The 14720-nt window shown below is 66.2% G+C and carries 14 protein-coding genes; 8 read left to right on the forward strand and 6 right to left on the reverse strand.

Annotated elements, in window-relative coordinates; genetic code table 11:
• The gene (locus NAO55_RS13930) at window positions 1-1164 is read right to left on the reverse strand and encodes a type III PLP-dependent enzyme (RefSeq protein WP_102840544.1); all 1164 of its coding nucleotides are present in this window, start codon (window positions 1162-1164) and stop codon (window positions 1-3) included.
• Between the two features lie 406 nt (window positions 1165-1570).
• Here NAO55_RS13930 and NAO55_RS13935 point away from each other — a divergent pair, with 406 nt between their 5' ends.
• Together NAO55_RS13935 and NAO55_RS13940 are read left to right on the forward strand one after the other, a co-directional pair.
• Entirely contained in the window at window positions 1571-3154 is a 1584-nt protein-coding gene (locus NAO55_RS13935; RefSeq protein WP_102840543.1) for a peptide chain release factor 3, read from the forward strand.
• A 67-nt stretch (window positions 3155-3221) separates the two neighbouring features.
• A complete protein-coding gene (locus NAO55_RS13940; protein ID WP_102840542.1) occupies window positions 3222-3530 on the forward strand; it encodes a hypothetical protein in 309 nt (102 codons plus the stop codon).
• On the opposite strand, the gene NAO55_RS13945 is transcribed toward NAO55_RS13940, so the two are convergent.
• The 4 genes from NAO55_RS13945 to ptsP form a co-directional block, all read right to left on the reverse strand.
• Complete coding sequence (locus tag NAO55_RS13945) at window positions 3512-3847, reverse strand: TraR/DksA family transcriptional regulator (RefSeq protein ID WP_102840541.1); 336 nt, start codon at window positions 3845-3847, stop codon at window positions 3512-3514. The two genes, NAO55_RS13940 and NAO55_RS13945, sit on opposite strands and share 19 nt — an antisense overlap.
• An 80-nt stretch (window positions 3848-3927) precedes the next feature.
• Entirely contained in the window at window positions 3928-5667 is a 1740-nt protein-coding gene (locus NAO55_RS13950) for a PTS fructose-like transporter subunit IIB (RefSeq protein WP_102840540.1), read from the reverse strand.
• Between the two features lie 17 nt (window positions 5668-5684).
• On the reverse strand, window positions 5685-6620 hold the full coding sequence (gene pfkB, locus NAO55_RS13955; protein ID WP_102840539.1) for a 1-phosphofructokinase: 936 nt from the start codon (window positions 6618-6620) through the stop codon (window positions 5685-5687).
• Window positions 6620-9502: a phosphoenolpyruvate--protein phosphotransferase gene (gene ptsP, locus NAO55_RS13960; protein WP_102840538.1), complete on the reverse strand. Its 2883-nt coding sequence runs from the start codon at window positions 9500-9502 to the stop codon at window positions 6620-6622. The genes pfkB and ptsP overlap by 1 nt, the downstream gene beginning before the upstream one ends.
• Before the next feature lie 178 nt (window positions 9503-9680).
• Here ptsP and cra point away from each other — a divergent pair, with 178 nt between their 5' ends.
• The 6 genes from cra (at window position 9681) to NAO55_RS13990 (ending at window position 13579) form a co-directional block, all read left to right on the forward strand.
• A complete protein-coding gene (cra, locus tag NAO55_RS13965; protein ID WP_102840537.1) occupies window positions 9681-10670 on the forward strand; it encodes a catabolite repressor/activator in 990 nt (329 codons plus the stop codon).
• 66 nt (window positions 10671-10736) lie between these two features.
• A complete protein-coding gene (locus NAO55_RS13970) occupies window positions 10737-11042 on the forward strand; it encodes a nucleotide pyrophosphohydrolase (RefSeq protein ID WP_013981886.1) in 306 nt (101 codons plus the stop codon).
• Complete coding sequence (locus tag NAO55_RS13975; RefSeq protein ID WP_045159211.1) at window positions 11039-11788, forward strand: methyltransferase domain-containing protein; 750 nt, start codon at window positions 11039-11041, stop codon at window positions 11786-11788. The genes NAO55_RS13970 and NAO55_RS13975 overlap by 4 nt, the downstream gene beginning before the upstream one ends.
• Before the next feature lie 18 nt (window positions 11789-11806).
• Window positions 11807-12415, forward strand: a complete 609-nt coding sequence (locus NAO55_RS13980; RefSeq protein ID WP_102840536.1) for a DUF4136 domain-containing protein — start codon at window positions 11807-11809, stop codon at window positions 12413-12415.
• 73 nt (window positions 12416-12488) lie between these two features.
• Window positions 12489-13046 (forward strand): DUF4136 domain-containing protein, encoded by a 558-nt coding sequence (locus NAO55_RS13985; RefSeq protein WP_102840535.1) that lies wholly within the window; start codon window positions 12489-12491, stop codon window positions 13044-13046.
• A gap of 83 nt (window positions 13047-13129) precedes the next feature.
• A complete protein-coding gene (locus tag NAO55_RS13990; RefSeq protein WP_102840534.1) occupies window positions 13130-13579 on the forward strand; it encodes a DMT family transporter in 450 nt (149 codons plus the stop codon).
• 5 nt (window positions 13580-13584) lie between these two features.
• Here the strand turns inward: NAO55_RS13990 and NAO55_RS13995 are convergent, their stop codons facing one another.
• Window positions 13585-14517 carry an SdiA-regulated domain-containing protein gene (locus NAO55_RS13995; RefSeq protein ID WP_102840945.1) on the reverse strand — a complete coding sequence of 311 codons (933 nt, stop codon included), beginning with the start codon at window positions 14515-14517 and terminating at the stop codon, window positions 13585-13587.
• Between the last annotated feature and the right edge of the window lie 203 nt (window positions 14518-14720).

A 14720-nucleotide genomic window follows, 5' to 3' on the forward strand; every position in this document is an offset into this window, starting at 1 on the left:
TTAGATGTAGTAAGCCTTCAGCGGCGGGAAGCCGTTGAATTCCACCGCGCTGTAGCTGGTGGTGTAGGCGCCGGTGGATAGCCAGTACAGGCGGTCACCGATGGCCAGGTTCAAAGGCAGGCCGTACTTGTAGTTCTCGTACATGATGTCGGCGCTGTCGCAGGTCGGCCCGGCGATCACCACTTCCTCCACTTCGCCCTTCTTCTCGGCGTAGATCGGAAACTTGATGGACTCGTCCATGGTTTCGATCAGACCGCTGAACTTGCCCACGTCGACATAGACCCAGCGCTCGACCGCGGTACGCGACTTGCGCGCCACCAGCACCACTTCGCTGACCAGGATGCCGGCGTTGGCGATCAGCGAGCGGCCCGGCTCGAGGATGATTTCCGGCAGGTCGTCGCCGAAGTCTTCCTTGAGGAAGCGGATGATCTCCTCGGCATAGGTTTCCAGGCTGTTGGTGCGGGTGATGTAGTTGGCCGGGAAGCCGCCACCCATGTTGATCATCTTCAGCTCGATGCCGTCTTCTTCCTTCAGGCGCTCGAAGATCACCTTGACCTTGGCGATGGCCGCGTCCCACACGGAGATGTCACGCTGCTGCGAGCCGACGTGGAAGGAAATGCCGTAAGGCACCAGGCCCAGCTGGCGAGCGAGAATCAGCAGGTCCATGGCCATGTCGGTCTGGCAGCCGAACTTGCGCGACAGCGGCCAGTCGGCCGTGGTCGAGCCTTCGGTGAGGATGCGTACGTAGACCTTCGAGCCCGGCGCGGCCTTGGCGATATTGCGCAGGTCGGCTTCGGAGTCGGTGGCGAACATGCGCACGCCCTTCTCGAAGAAGTAGCGGATGTCCTTGGATTTCTTGATGGTGTTGCCGTAGCTGATGCGCTCCGGGCCGACGCCGCGGGACATGACCTTGTCCAGCTCGTAGATCGAGGCGATGTCGAAGCTCGAACCCTTGTCACGCAGCAGGTCGATGATTTCCACCGCCGGGTTGGCCTTGACCGCGTAATACACCTTGGCGAATTCGAAACCAGCGCGCAGGTCATCGTAGGCCTTGCTGATGGTTTCGGTGTCGATCACCACGAACGGGGTTTCGTGCTGGTCGGCGAACGCCTTCATCTTCTGGAAGGTGGCGCGAGGGAAATAGTCTTCGATCTTGACCGTCATGCGTGGGACTCCAAATACGGGAAACAAAAGTCGGATGAGGGGTGGAGGGCATCAGCCCTGACAAGAACGCCTGATCAGTTTCCCCACTTTGGTTCGCCTACTTCCCAAGGCATGTCGCCGAGTATCACGGTGGATCTCTCGTCGTCAGTACTTGAGCCGGATGGATCGTTGCCAGCATGGACGTTCGGGCGCGAACTTTAGGACCAAGGGGGGCATAGATCAATCAAAAAAACGTCCCGATTACGCATCCGTTTCGAGTTGTTGTCGATTCAAAACAAAGCGTCCTAGAAACTGCACAAAACCGCCGATTTCCGCTGCCGTGCGGGCCGCAGGAAAATCCATTTGCCGCTATAATCGCCGCCTTTTTTGACAGACCGACTACTCGTCGACGGGTTCCTTAATACCGATGACCACTCAGGCCGCCGAAGTCGCGAAGCGCCGTACCTTCGCCATCATCTCGCACCCCGATGCGGGCAAGACCACCATCACCGAAAAGCTGCTGCTGATGGGCAAGGCGATCGCCGTCGCCGGTACGGTGAAGTCGCGCAAATCCGACCGCCACGCCACCTCCGACTGGATGGAAATGGAGAAGCAGCGCGGCATCTCCATCACCACCTCGGTGATGCAGTTCCCCTACCGCGAGCACATGATCAACCTGCTCGACACCCCTGGCCACGAGGACTTCTCCGAAGACACCTACCGCACCCTGACCGCGGTGGATTCGGCGCTGATGGTGCTCGACGGCGGTAAAGGTGTGGAGCCGCGCACCATCGCACTGATGGACGTGTGCCGCCTGCGGGATACGCCGATCGTCAGCTTCATCAACAAGCTCGACCGCGACATCCGCGACCCGATCGAGCTGCTCGACGAGATCGAAGCAGTACTGAAGATCAAGGCCGCGCCGATCACCTGGCCGATCGGCTGCTATCGCGACTTCAAGGGCGTGTACCACCTGGCCGAGGACCGCATCATCGTATTCGTGCCCGGTCATGGCCACGAACGCATCGAGACGCGGGTCATCGACAAGCTGGACTCCGACGAGGCCCGCGCGCATCTGGGTGACATGTACGACGATTTCGTCGAGCAGCTGGAGCTGGTCCAGGGCGCCTGCCACGAGTTCGACAAGAACGCCTTCCTCAAAGGCGAGATGACGCCGGTGTTCTTCGGCACCGCACTGGGCAACTTCGGCGTCGACCATGTGCTGGACGCCGTCGTCGACTGGGCACCGAAGCCGCTGGCGCGCGTCGCCAACGAGCGCACCGTGGAGCCGGTCGAGGAGAAATTCACAGGCTTCGTGTTCAAGATCCAGGCGAACATGGACCCCAAGCACCGCGACCGTATCGCCTTCATGCGCATCTGCTCGGGCAAGTACGAGAAAGGCATGAAGATGCGCCACGTGCGCATCAAGAAGGACCTGAAGATCGCCGACGCGCTGACCTTCTTCTCCAGCGAGCGGGAGATGCTGGAGGAAGCCTGGGCCGGCGACATCATCGGCCTGCACAACCACGGCACCATCCAGATCGGCGATACCTTCACCGAGGGCGAAGTGCTGGGCTTCACCGGCATCCCGCACTTCGCCCCGGAACTGTTCCGCCGCGTGCGCCTGAAGGACCCGCTCAAATCCAAGCAGCTGCGCCAGGGCCTGCAGGAACTGGCCGAGGAAGGCGCCACCCAGGTGTTCTTCCCCGAGCGCAACAACGACATCATCCTCGGCGCGGTGGGCGTGCTGCAGTTCGACGTCGTCGCCAGCCGCCTGAAGGAGGAATACAAGGTCGAGTGCGCGTATGAGGCGATCAACGTCTGGTCGGCGCGCTGGATCGAGTGCAGCGACGAGAAGAAGCTCAAGGAGTTCAAGGACAAGGCCTACGAGAACCTCGCCGTCGACGGCGGCGGCCACCTGACCTACCTGGCGCCGACCCGGGTGAACCTGAGCCTGATGGAAGAGCGCTGGCCGGACGTGAAATTCCGCGCCACCCGCGAGCATCACTGAGAACCGCCACACAAGCCGAGGACACGCGCTGAGCTATGTTCAGCGCTTATCTCCCTGGAGCTATGCCATGCGTCGTCTGATGTTCCTGCTTGCTCTGCTAATCCCTGCCGCCCAGGCTGGGACGCTGATCAACAGCCCTTACTGGGTCGTAGCCCTCAGCTGCGACAACAACCAGCACTGCTATGCCGCCAGTAACGGCAGCTACACCGGCTCGCTGAACGGCGCGCGACGCTTTGCTGATCAGACCCAGGCGACAAAGTTTCTGAACAGCCTGACCTCCAGCCTGCAAAGTAAATCCCCGCGTCTGGAGCAGCACGTTGAACAGCAGTGCGTCGAGCCGGACAGTAATCGCCCAGCTCAGGGTCGATCCTGCTGAGCGATGTCGGCACAAGCCACACAATACTCGGCCGCCGGCATCGCCCGTAGGCGCGCCTCTTCAATCGGTTCACCGCAGCGCTGGCATTCGCCGTAACGGCCCTGTGCCAGGCGTTGGCGCGCCAGGCCAACGCGGCGCAACTCTTCTTCGGCCTCGATCAGCAGGCCGCGCAATACGTCGTCGTTCTGCCGCTCCTGGGCCTGCTCCGCCGAATCGTGCTCGCGCTCGCGGGCCAGGTCGCGGCGCAGCGCCGCGGCACGCTGCAGGTAGTCACTGCTCAGACGCTCGAGGGCTTGCTGGGGATCGAATCGGGACATGGCGTGGCTCCTTCTGCTGGTGACTAACAGTGTGAACCGCGCCATGCCCTTTGCACTGATGGCCGTCAACCTTCGACGAGTCAGGCCCTCGCCTCCACCAGCATGCCCTGTACTTCCGGCCGCTTGATCAGCGCGTAGACCACCCCGGTCAGCAGGCTCCCGGCCAGGATCGCGACCAGGTAGAGCAATGCATGGTTGATCGCGTTGGGGATCAGCAGCACGAAGAGGCCGCCATGGGGCGCCAGCAGCTTGGCACCGAACGCCATGGACAGCGCGCCGGTCAGCGCACCGCCGGCGATGCTGGCAGGAATCACCCGCAGCGGGTCCTTGGCAGCGAAGGGAATCGCGCCCTCGGAGATGAAGCAGCACCCCAGCACCAGCGCGGCCTTGCCGGCTTCGCGCTCGGTCTGGGCGAACTTGCGCCGGGCGATCAGCGTGGCGATGCCCATGCCGATCGGCGGCACCATGCCGGCGGCCATGGTCGCCGCCATCGGAGCGTAGCTTTGCGAGGCAAGCAGCCCGACGGAGAAGGCATAGGCCGCCTTGTTCACCGGACCGCCGAGATCGACGCACATCATGGTGCCCAGCAGCAGCCCGAGCAGGATCGCGTTGGAGGTGCCCATGGTGTCGAGGAACTCGGTGAGCCCGGCGAGCAGCTTCGCCACCGGCGTGCCGACGATGTAGATCATCACCAGGCCCGTCACCAGGCTGGCCAGCAGCGGAATGATCAGGATCGGCTTGAGCGACTCGATGCTGGCCGGCAGTGGAATCCAGCGACTCACCGCCTTGGCCGCATAGCCGGCGACGAAACCGGCGATGATGCCGCCAATGAAGCCCGCGCCGAGCGTGCCGGCCAGCAAGCCGCCGATCATGCCGGGCGCCAGGCCCGGGCGGTCGGCGATGGAATAGGCGATGTAACCGGCCAGCAGCGGCACCATCAGCTGGAAAGCGGTTTCGCCGCCGATCTTCATCAAGGCAGCGGCTAGCGTGCCCTCCTCCTTGAACGCCTCGATGCCGAAGACGAACGACAGGGCGATCAACAGACCGCCCGCCACCACCATCGGCAGCATGTAGGACACCCCGGTCAGCAGGTGCTTGTAGACACCGGTCTTCTCCGCTTTCTGCTCTCCCGTAGCGGCACTTGCCGTGACGCCACCGCCGAGCACGGCCGCTTCCTGCAGCGCACGATCCAGCGTCGCCTCCGGTTGCTTCAGTGCGACACCGGTGCCGCAGCGGAACACGCGCTTGCCGGCGAAACGGGTGACATCCACCTCGATATCGGTCGCCAGCAGCACCGCGTCGGCTTCCTCGATGGCCTGGGGGTCGAGCACGTTGCGCGCGCCCACCGAGCCACGCGTCTCCACCTGCAGGTCGTAGCCCTTGCGCGCGGCGGCCTGCTGCAGCGCCTCGGCGGCCATGAAGGTGTGCGCCACGCCGGTCGGGCATGCGGTGATGGCCACCAGCCTGGGTTTGCCGGCGGACGGCGCGGCGTCGGCTTCGTCGACCGGCTGCAATTCGGTCGCGGTATCGGCGGCGCTGCGCAGGAAGCCTTCCGGGTCGAGCAGGGCCTCGGACGGGGTCGACTGCACGACACGCTTGCCGACGAAGCGTTGCAGCGACAATGGCCCGGTTTTCACCACCACCACCAGATCGGCGTTGGCGATCTGCGCGGCCGTGAGCGGCGAACCGATGGCCTTGGGGTCGTGGACTTCCACGGCGGTCGACCAGCCCAGGCGATGAGCCGCGGCTTCGAGCAAGCGCGAGGTCAGCACGCTGGTGACCATTCCGTTGGGGCAGGCCGTGATGATGAGCAGATTCATTCCTTCACCTCTTGTAATTATTGGCTGAGCGGCTGCAGCCGCACGGCCGCTTCAAGCTCGGCCAGTTGCGCCCGATCAGTGATACCGAAGCCAACCTGCCCGACGGCCTGAGCGGCAATCGCCGTGGCATGCGCCAGCGTTCGCTCGGCCGGCCAACCCGCCAGCAAGCCGTGGAGCATGCCGGCCAGCAGCGAATCCCCGGCGCCCACGGTGCTGACCACCCGCACCTTGGGCGGCTGGGCATGCCAGGCGGCTGCCGGCGAAAACCAGCTGACCCCCGCGGCGCCCTGGGACATCACGACATGCTCGATGCGGGCATTCAGGCGGCGCGCCTCGTCGGCCAGGGCCTGCGCGTCGGCCGGATCGAGGTCGCGGGCCTGGGCCAGCTCTTCTTCGTTGGGCTTGATCAGCCAGGGTGACAGGGCCAGCCCTTCGCGCAGCGCCGGGCCACTGGTGTCCAGCGCAACACGCGCACCGAGCCGCGCGAGCTGCTGCAGCAGCTCGACGAACCACGGAGCCTCGACGCCGCGCGGCAGGCTGCCGGCCACCACGACCAGCTCATGGCCAGGCACCATGCGTTCGAGGCGGGCTAGCAGCTCGTCGCGCTGGGCGGCACCGACCTCCAGCCCCGGGCCATTGATATCGGTAATTCGCCCATCCGCCTCGGCCAGCTTGATGTTGCTGCGGGTCTCGCCCGCCACGCGGACGAATTCGTCGGCAAAGCCCCGCGCGGCGAACAGCTGCTCGAAAGGCTGGGCATTGGCTTCGCCGAGAAAGCCGGTCACGGTCAGCTGATGGCCGAGATCGGCTAGGACCTGGGCAACGTTGAGCCCCTTGCCCGCGGCATGCACCTGCAGGTTGTCGCTGCGATTGACTTCACCCAGACGCAGCGCGGGCAGCTGCACGGTGAGATCGAGCGCGGGATTGAGGGTGACAGTCAGTATGCGCGCCATCAGCAGTGCTCCCCGACGAAGGCGCGCACTTCATGGGCGCCGGGCAACATCAGGGCCTGCTGAGCCAGCCTCTGGCAAGCGGCGAAGTCCAGCTCGCGCACCCGCGCCTTGACCAGCGCGATGCTGCGCGCCGACACGCTCAACTCGTCAACGCCCAGCCCCACCAGCATGGGTATTGCCAGCGCATCGGCGGCCAGTTCGCCGCAGACGCCGACCCATTTGTCCTGCGCGTGGGCGGCTTCCACCGTCATACCGATCAGGCGCAACACGGCCGGGTGCAGCCCATCGGCCTGGCCGGACAGCGTCGGGTGGCCGCGGTCGATTGCCAGCGTGTACTGGGTCAGATCGTTGGTACCGATGCTGAAAAAATCGACTTCCTGCGCCAGCACCGGCGCGATCAGCGCGGCGGACGGGATCTCGATCATGATGCCCACCTGCAGGTCGGCCACTGGCAATTCGACGCGCAGGCGATCGACCAGCGCCTTGGCGGTGCGCCATTCCTCGATATTGCCGACCATGGGAAACATGATCCGCAGCGGCCGGCCGTCGGCGGAGGCGAGCAAGGCACGCAGCTGGGTTTCGAGGATGTCTGGGCGCTGCAGGCTCAGGCGAATGCCGCGCACACCGAGGAAGGGGTTCTCCTCGGCCGGCATCGGCCAGTACGGCAGCGGCTTGTCGCCGCCGACATCGAGCGTGCGCACCACCAGGGGCCGGCCTTCGAGGGCTTCCAGCACACGGCGGTATTCGGCTTCCTGGGTCGCCTGATCCGGCGCCTGAGCGTGGTTCATGAACACCAGCTCGGTGCGCAGCAGGCCGATGCCCTCGGCACCGAGCGCCACCGCCTCGGGCGTCTCGCCGGCGGCGCCGATGTTGGCAGCGATCTCCACCGGATGGCCGTCACGGGTGATCGCCGGCTCCAGACGTCGCTCATGGGCCAGGCGCTTGCGTTCCTCCCGCGCGGCGCGCTCGCCCCGGGCCTGTTCGAGCTGCGTATCGCTCGGCGCCACCAGCAGCTCACCGCGCTCGCCATCGAGTAGCAGCAGGGTGTTGGGCGCCAGGCCGAGCACACCGGCCCCCGCGCCGACGATGGCCGGAATACCCAGGGCCCGGGCAATGATGGCGCTGTGCGACGTGGCGCCGCCGCCGGCGGTGAGAATGCCGGCGACGCGCTGGGCATTGAGGGTGGCGACGTCCGACGGCGCCACCTCGTCCATCACCAGAATGTAGGGCTCATCCGGGGCCTGCTCGGCTTCGACACCGGCCAGGCTGGCCAGCACGCGGCGGCCCACGTCGCGTAGGTCGGCCGCACGCTCGGCGAGCAGCTGGTCATGCAGCGCCTCCTGCTGCTGCGCCGCGCTTTCGATTTCCTCCATCCAGGCCGCCTCGGCGCTGAGGCCTTTGTGCAGGCGCACCTGCACCTCTTCGCGCAGGGCAGGATCCCTGAGCATGGCCTGGTGGGTGGTAAAGATGTCGCGGATGCTGGCGACCTGGCTCTGCGCGATCAGCGTGCCGATTTCCGCGAACACCTTGTCCAGCGCCGCGTCGAGCCGCTGCAGCTCGACGGCGGGCGATTCGCCGCGCCGCGGATAGTCGATCGCCTGCGGCTTGCGCACCAGCACCGGGCCGATGGCGATGCCGGGCGAGGCGGCGATGCCGATCACCTGCTCGCCGGCCCGCAAGGCGGGCACGTCCTGGGCGGCTTCGTTCAGTTGCACGGTGGCAGCTGGCGGCTCCGCCGGTTCCCCGCCGACTGGCAGCGGCTCGATTTCCTCGCCCAGCCCTTCCTCCACCGCGCGCACCAACGCCGGCAAGGCATCGTCGGCGATCGAGGGCTCGGCGATGAACTCCAGCACCTGCCCGCGATGCGAGCCCATCGCCAGCAGCTTGCTCAGGCTCTTGGCCGACACCCCCGCGCTCTGGCTGCCGGCCAGGCGCACGCGGATCTCGCCGGCAAAGGCCTGTGCGACCTCGGTCAGCACCTTGGCCGGGCGGGCATGCAGGCCGTGGGCATTGGCCAGCGGCACGCGGGCGCTCGGCCAGTCCGCCGGCACGTCGCCGCCCAGGGCTTCGAGCACGGTGCGACTGGAGGTCGCCTGGCTCAGCTCCGCGCCGCGCCCCTCGATCAGCAGGTTGCACAGGCGCTCGAGCATCGCCCGGTGCGCTTCACCGAGACTGGCCAGCACGAACAGGCCGTTGAGCGGCTGGCCATGGTGATCCAGCGACGCGGCGGGTGTGACGAACGCCAGCCCCGGTCGCTGCACCGACTGCTCGCTGCTCAGCCACCAGAGGCCCTCACCCAGCGGCAAGGCCTGGTCGAGCGCGAGCCCGGCATTGAAGCCGGAGACCACGCATTCGGCGCGCTTGAGCAGCTTGACGCCCTGCCAGGCCAGCTCATCGAAGTCCTCGGCGGCGACGCCCAGCCCCACCAGCTCGCCATCGAGCGCCAGTTCCTGCGGCGCCCCCTGCAGCAGCGCGATGATCGCCTCGGGGCTTTCGGCCTTCTGCAGCGCCTCACTGAGGTCGCCCTCGCCGAGGGCGCGGGTCAGCAGCTGCAGCAGACGCAGATGCTCGTCGGAACGCGCGGCGATGCCGATGGCGAGGTGGACCTGCTGGCCGTTGCCCCAGTCGACGCCCTCCGGAAAATGCAGCAGCCGCACGCCCGTGGTGAACACCTGATCGCGGGTTTCCGGGGTGCCATGGGGGATCGCGATGCCCTGGCCGAGAAAGGTCGAGCCCTGGGCTTCGCGTGCGCGCAAACCGTCCAGGTAGCCGGGGGCCACCAGCCCGTCGGCGACCAGCACCTCGCCGAGCAGGGCCAGCGCGGCCGGTTTGTCCGCCGCGACCTGATGCATGTGGATGTGCTGCGCATTCAACTCAAGCATGGAGAACTCCTGCGGGGCTCGCGATTGTTGTGGCCGACGATGCGCCGGCATTGCCCGAATCCTGGGCTGGCGCTTCAGACCTGAGAGCTGCTGAAACGTTTCAGCCAAGGCTGGCACATTACGCAATATTGGGTAATTCTAGAAGCCCGAGTTCATACCACCCGTCTTAGGCCCCCAGTTGAAACTGACCGACATCGCCCGCCTCGCCAACGTTTCGGTAACCACCGCCAGCTACGTGCTCAACGGCAAGGCCGCGCAGCGACGGATCAGCCCAGCCACGGTCGAGCGCGTGCTGGCGGTCGCCGAGCAGCAGGGTTTTCAGCTCGACCAGCAGGCCGCCGGGCTGCGCCGCGGCCAGTCCCGGACCCTCGGTTTCATCGTGCCGGACCTGGAAAACCCCAGCTATGCACGCCTGGCCAAGCTGCTCGAGCAGCGTGCGCGACAGCGCGGTTACCAGTTGCTGATCGCCGGGACCGACGACGAGCCGGACACCGAGCGCCAGGTCATCCAGGTGCTGCGCTCGCGACGCTGCGATGCGCTGATCGTCGCCAGCTGCCTGCCGGCGGACGATGCCGGGTACCGCAAGGTCCAGGCGACCGGCACGCCGGTGATCGCACTGGACCGTGCGCTGGATGCCGTGCACTTCTGTTCGGTGGTCAGCGACGACCGCGAAGCCGGCGCGCAGCTGACCCGCTCGCTGGACGTGCCGCCCGAGGCGCATGTCGCCCTGATCAGCGCGCGCCCGGCGCTGCGCATCAGCCAGCAGCGCGAGGAAGGTTTCCAGCAGGCACTGGCGCAGCACCGCGGGCCGGTCAGCATCCTGCGTGCCGAGCAGTTCAGCCGCGCCTGCGGCCGCGCGCAGATGCTCGCCCTGCTCGACCGCGGCGCGCTGCCCGATGCGCTGATCACCACCGCCTACGTGCTGCTGGAAGGCGTGTTCGACGCGCTGCGCGAGCGCGACCTGCTATGGCCCGAACAGCTGCGGCTGGGCACCTTCGGTGATGCGCAGTTGCTGGATTTCCTGCCGATCCGGGTCAACGCGATTTCCCAGCAGCACGCGCAGATCGCCGAGCAGGTGCTGGAGCAGGCCATTCGCGCCATCGAACAGGGCGACTACCGCCCCGGCGTGATCGCCATCGAGCGCGAGCTGAAGGTCCGCCGCGGCTGACGCCCTCTTGCGGGCGCCGACGCACTGGCGGAAGCTTGTCGTCTTTCGAACAGCCCGCCTCCCCTGATGAACATCGAACAGATCACCCAGCGCCTGCATGCGATCCGCGATCGCAACGACTGGCAGCGCTTTCACAGCCCGAAGAACCTCGCCATGGCCGCCAGTGTGGAAATGGCCGAGCTGGTGGAAATCTTCCAGTGGCAGACCGAGGACGAGTCGCGCCAGCTATCGGCCGACAAGCTCGAGCACGCTGGCCAGGAGGTCGGCGACATCCTCATGTACCTGCTGCTGATGTGCAGCGAGCTGGGGATCGACATGGAACAGGCGCTGCTGGACAAGCTGGCCGACAACGAGCGGCGCTTCGTCCGATGAGCGACCGCCATTTCGACGAGCTGGCGACGCGTTTCGCCGAGAAGATCTACGGCGGCGCCAAGGGCGCGATCCGCCTGGCCGTGCTGCAGGCCGACCTGGCCGAGATCCTGCCGCCGCGCCCGCTGCGGGTGCTGGACATCGGCGCCGGGCTCGGCCATATGAGCCTCTGGCTGGCGCAGCAGGGCCATGCGGTCACCCTCGCCGAGCCCGCCGAACCGATGCTGCAAGGCGCCCGCCAGCAGTTCGCCGACGCCGGTCAGCAGGCCACCTTCATCCAGGCACCCTGGCAGGAGGTGGAAACGCATGTCGACGGCCGCTTCGACCTGGTCATCTGCCACGCCGTGCTGGAGTGGCTCGCCGAGCCCCAGGCGATCCTGCCGGTGCTGCACCGCCTAACCGCGGCCGATGGCTGGCTGTCGCTGGCCTTCTACAACCGCGATGCGCTGATCTACCGCAACCTGCTCAAGGGCCACTTCAAGAAGCTGCGCAGCCAGACCTATGCCGGCGAGCGGCAGAGCCTGACCCCGCAGCAACCGCTGGACCCACGCGAACTGGCCGCGCAACTCGCGCCGCACTGGCAGGTCGAATCCAGCAGTGGCGTGCGCGTTTTCCATGACTACATGCCCGCCGATTTCCAGGCCCGCACCGAGCCGGCCGACCTCATCGAGATGGAACTGGCCTACCGCCGCCATCCCACCTTCGCCGGCCTCGGGCGCTATCTGCACTGGTTGTGCCGGCCACGCTGAGCCGGCCGGGAGGTTTCCATGTCGACCCGCGCGTTTATGCCCTTGCTCTGCCTTACCCTCGCGGCCTGCCAGAGCCAGAACCCCTATACCGACGAATCGGCGCCGATACCGCCCGCCCCTCCGGTGGAACAGATCCAGGCGCCCACCTACCCGGCCGCGCCCCGGGACTTCTCCAGCTACCAGCACTGGAGCTGGCGCAGCCCGCCAGCGGGTACGGCTTCGATCAGCGGTGAAGAACTGCAGGAAATGGTCGCCGGCGCCCTCGATCAACGTGGTCTGCGGCCGGCACCGGGCAACGCTCCGGGTGATGTACGGATCAGCGCCAGCGCCAGCAAGGAAACCCGAGTCCGCCAGACCTACGACAACTACGGCTACGGCCCGCATGTCGGCGTAGGCCGTTATGGCGGTGGCTACGGCACCGGGTATGGCGTCGGCACCAGCGTGCCCATCGTGCGCAACTACGAGGAGGAAGTCGTCTCGGTGCGCATTGAGATGTTCGATGCGGCCTCCGGGCAATCGGTCTGGAGCAATCGTGCCGAAGCGCGCCTGAGCGGCAGCAGGGCCAAGCAGCAAGATGCGGTGCGCCAGGCCGTCGAACGGGCGCTGGCCGATTATCCGCCGCGCTGAGTGCGGCAAGTGGCTACGCGCCGAACGAAGGCGCCGGGCCTAGACTGAGCAGACCCTTCCCTGGAGAACGATCATGTTCCGCCGTCTGTTGCTGATTCCCCTACTCCTCGCCCTCGTCGCCTGCCAGGGCCCGCAGGTGCAGCGTGATTTTGATCCGACACGGGATTTCTCCGCCTATCGCGCCTGGAGCTGGAAGGAGCCGGCCTTGCAGTACCGGCCGGATGACCCGCGCATACAGAGCGACCTCACCGAGCAGCGCATCCGCGACGCCATTGCCGAGCAACTGGACCAGCGCGGACTGCGTCCCGCCACGGCGGCTGCCGCGGCCGGCGTGCAGGTGCAGGCCTGGTACATCGTCGACCAGCGAACCCAGCAATACACGACCACATCCGGCGCATGGGGTTATCCCTGGTATGGCTACTGGGGCGGACCGATGCTCACCGACACCCGCACCATCGACTACCAGGTCGGCACCTTGCAGATCGACCTGTATGACGCTACCGATGGCAAGCTGGTCTGGCGTGGCAGCGCCGAGCAGACCCTGAGCAGCCGCCAGAGTACCCCCGAGCAACGCGCTGGCAGCATGCGCGAGCTGGTGGCGCGGGTGCTGTCGCAGTATCCACCACGCTGAACGAAATGCCCGAATCTGTCAGGGTGCTGGCGAGCGGTCGCCGCACTCGCCATACTGTCGCGCCCCTGATCCGGAGACCCGAAATGCCTGCTGTTGCCTGGTGGTTGCTCACCCTGCCGTTCATTGCCGGAGCCATGCTGCCGTTGCAGGCCGGGATCAACGGTCAGGTGGCGCGCCAGCTCGGCAACGTCATGGGCGCGGCATTGCTTTCGTTCACCGTGGGAACACTGGCGCTGTTCGTCATCGTGGCAGTGCAGCGCGATATCCCGGCGCTGCAGACCCTCAAGGGCCTGCACTGGTGGCACTGGTGCGGCGGCCTGCTGGGCGCCTTCTTTATCGCCGCCGCCGCCTTCGCCGCGCCGCGCACCGGCGCGCTGCTGTTCATGGCACTCTTGCTGGCCGGTCAGCTATTCGTCGCCCTGCTGCTGGACCACTTCGGCTGGGCCGGCTTTCGTCAGTCACCCATCAGCCTGGGCAAGGTGGCCGGCCTGCTGCTGATCTTCGGCGGTGTCTGGCTGATCCAGCGTGGCTAACCTGGTCACTCGTGCTCGAAGGCGTAGAACAGATTGGGCTCGCTGACCAGATAGAGATTGCCCTGCGCATCGAAGGTCATGCCCTCGGCCTGCGGTACGCTGCGCTCAAGCCCGGCGAAACCGCGCCATAGCGAGCGGAAGCTGACCAGGTCACCTTCGGCATCCAGCTCCAGCATCATCTTCGCCTCGTCGCTGAGCAGCACGAGGTGACCGGTCTGCTCGTCGAAATGCACCGACGACAGGTCGCTGGCCATGTCCAGCTTGTCGATCCAGGCCTCGCGGTCGATGATTTTGATGTCCATGTCGCCCGCCAGGCTGCGTTTGATGCCCTGTATTTCATAGAGCTTGCGTGGCGAGTGCTCCTTGACCACGAACAGCCGATCGCCGGTGCGGTCGTAACCCACGCCCTCAAAACCGGTATTGTCCTCGTCGTTCAGGGCCAGGGTGATGGAGCGCGCTTCGGCACGGCGCAGCGGGCCGGCCAGGTCCGGCACCTGCACCACGACCAGCGCCTGCTGGCGCTCTTCGGTCAGCACCAGCAGGCCGTCACCCAGATAGGTCACACCCTCGACATCTTCGAAGCCCTGCAGCGGATAGCGGGCGATGAACTCACCATCACGACCCAGCGCCAGCAGCTCCTCCGGGTTGTTGACCACGGCCCACAGATGGCCGCGACGCTCGTCGTAGGTCAGCCCGGACAGGTTGTCCTTAACCGTAGCCACGGGCAGCGCATCGATTCTCGCCCGGTATTCCGGCAGCCACAGGCTGCGACGCTCCCAGCTGTGCTCATGCCAGGCGGTTTTCAGCGTATAGAACAGGCGCTCGTCCAGATGCAGCGTCAGGGCGGCATACAGCAAGCCGAACAGAACGCCGCCATATATCCAGGCCGGGCGCAGCGTCGCGATTCGTCCCAGTTGCGCTCGGGCAAGGGCTCGCATCATCAGGTTTCTCTCTCAGGGAATACCGGACAGGCTGCCCGGGAGTTGTTGCAATGGAATGAAGGCAGGGGCACAGGGGGGCTCGCCAGAGACTACGCAGCCTCATACCGACCGCCCCATTGCGGCTTTGTTCCGGTATGACCAATTGAACTCTCGGTCCCGGCCAGCAGCCAAATACCCAGGGCTGCGCTTGCGCACCGCAA

Source organism: Stutzerimonas frequens (assembly GCF_024448335.1).
Classification (GTDB): Bacteria; Pseudomonadota; Gammaproteobacteria; order Pseudomonadales; family Pseudomonadaceae; genus Stutzerimonas; species Stutzerimonas frequens.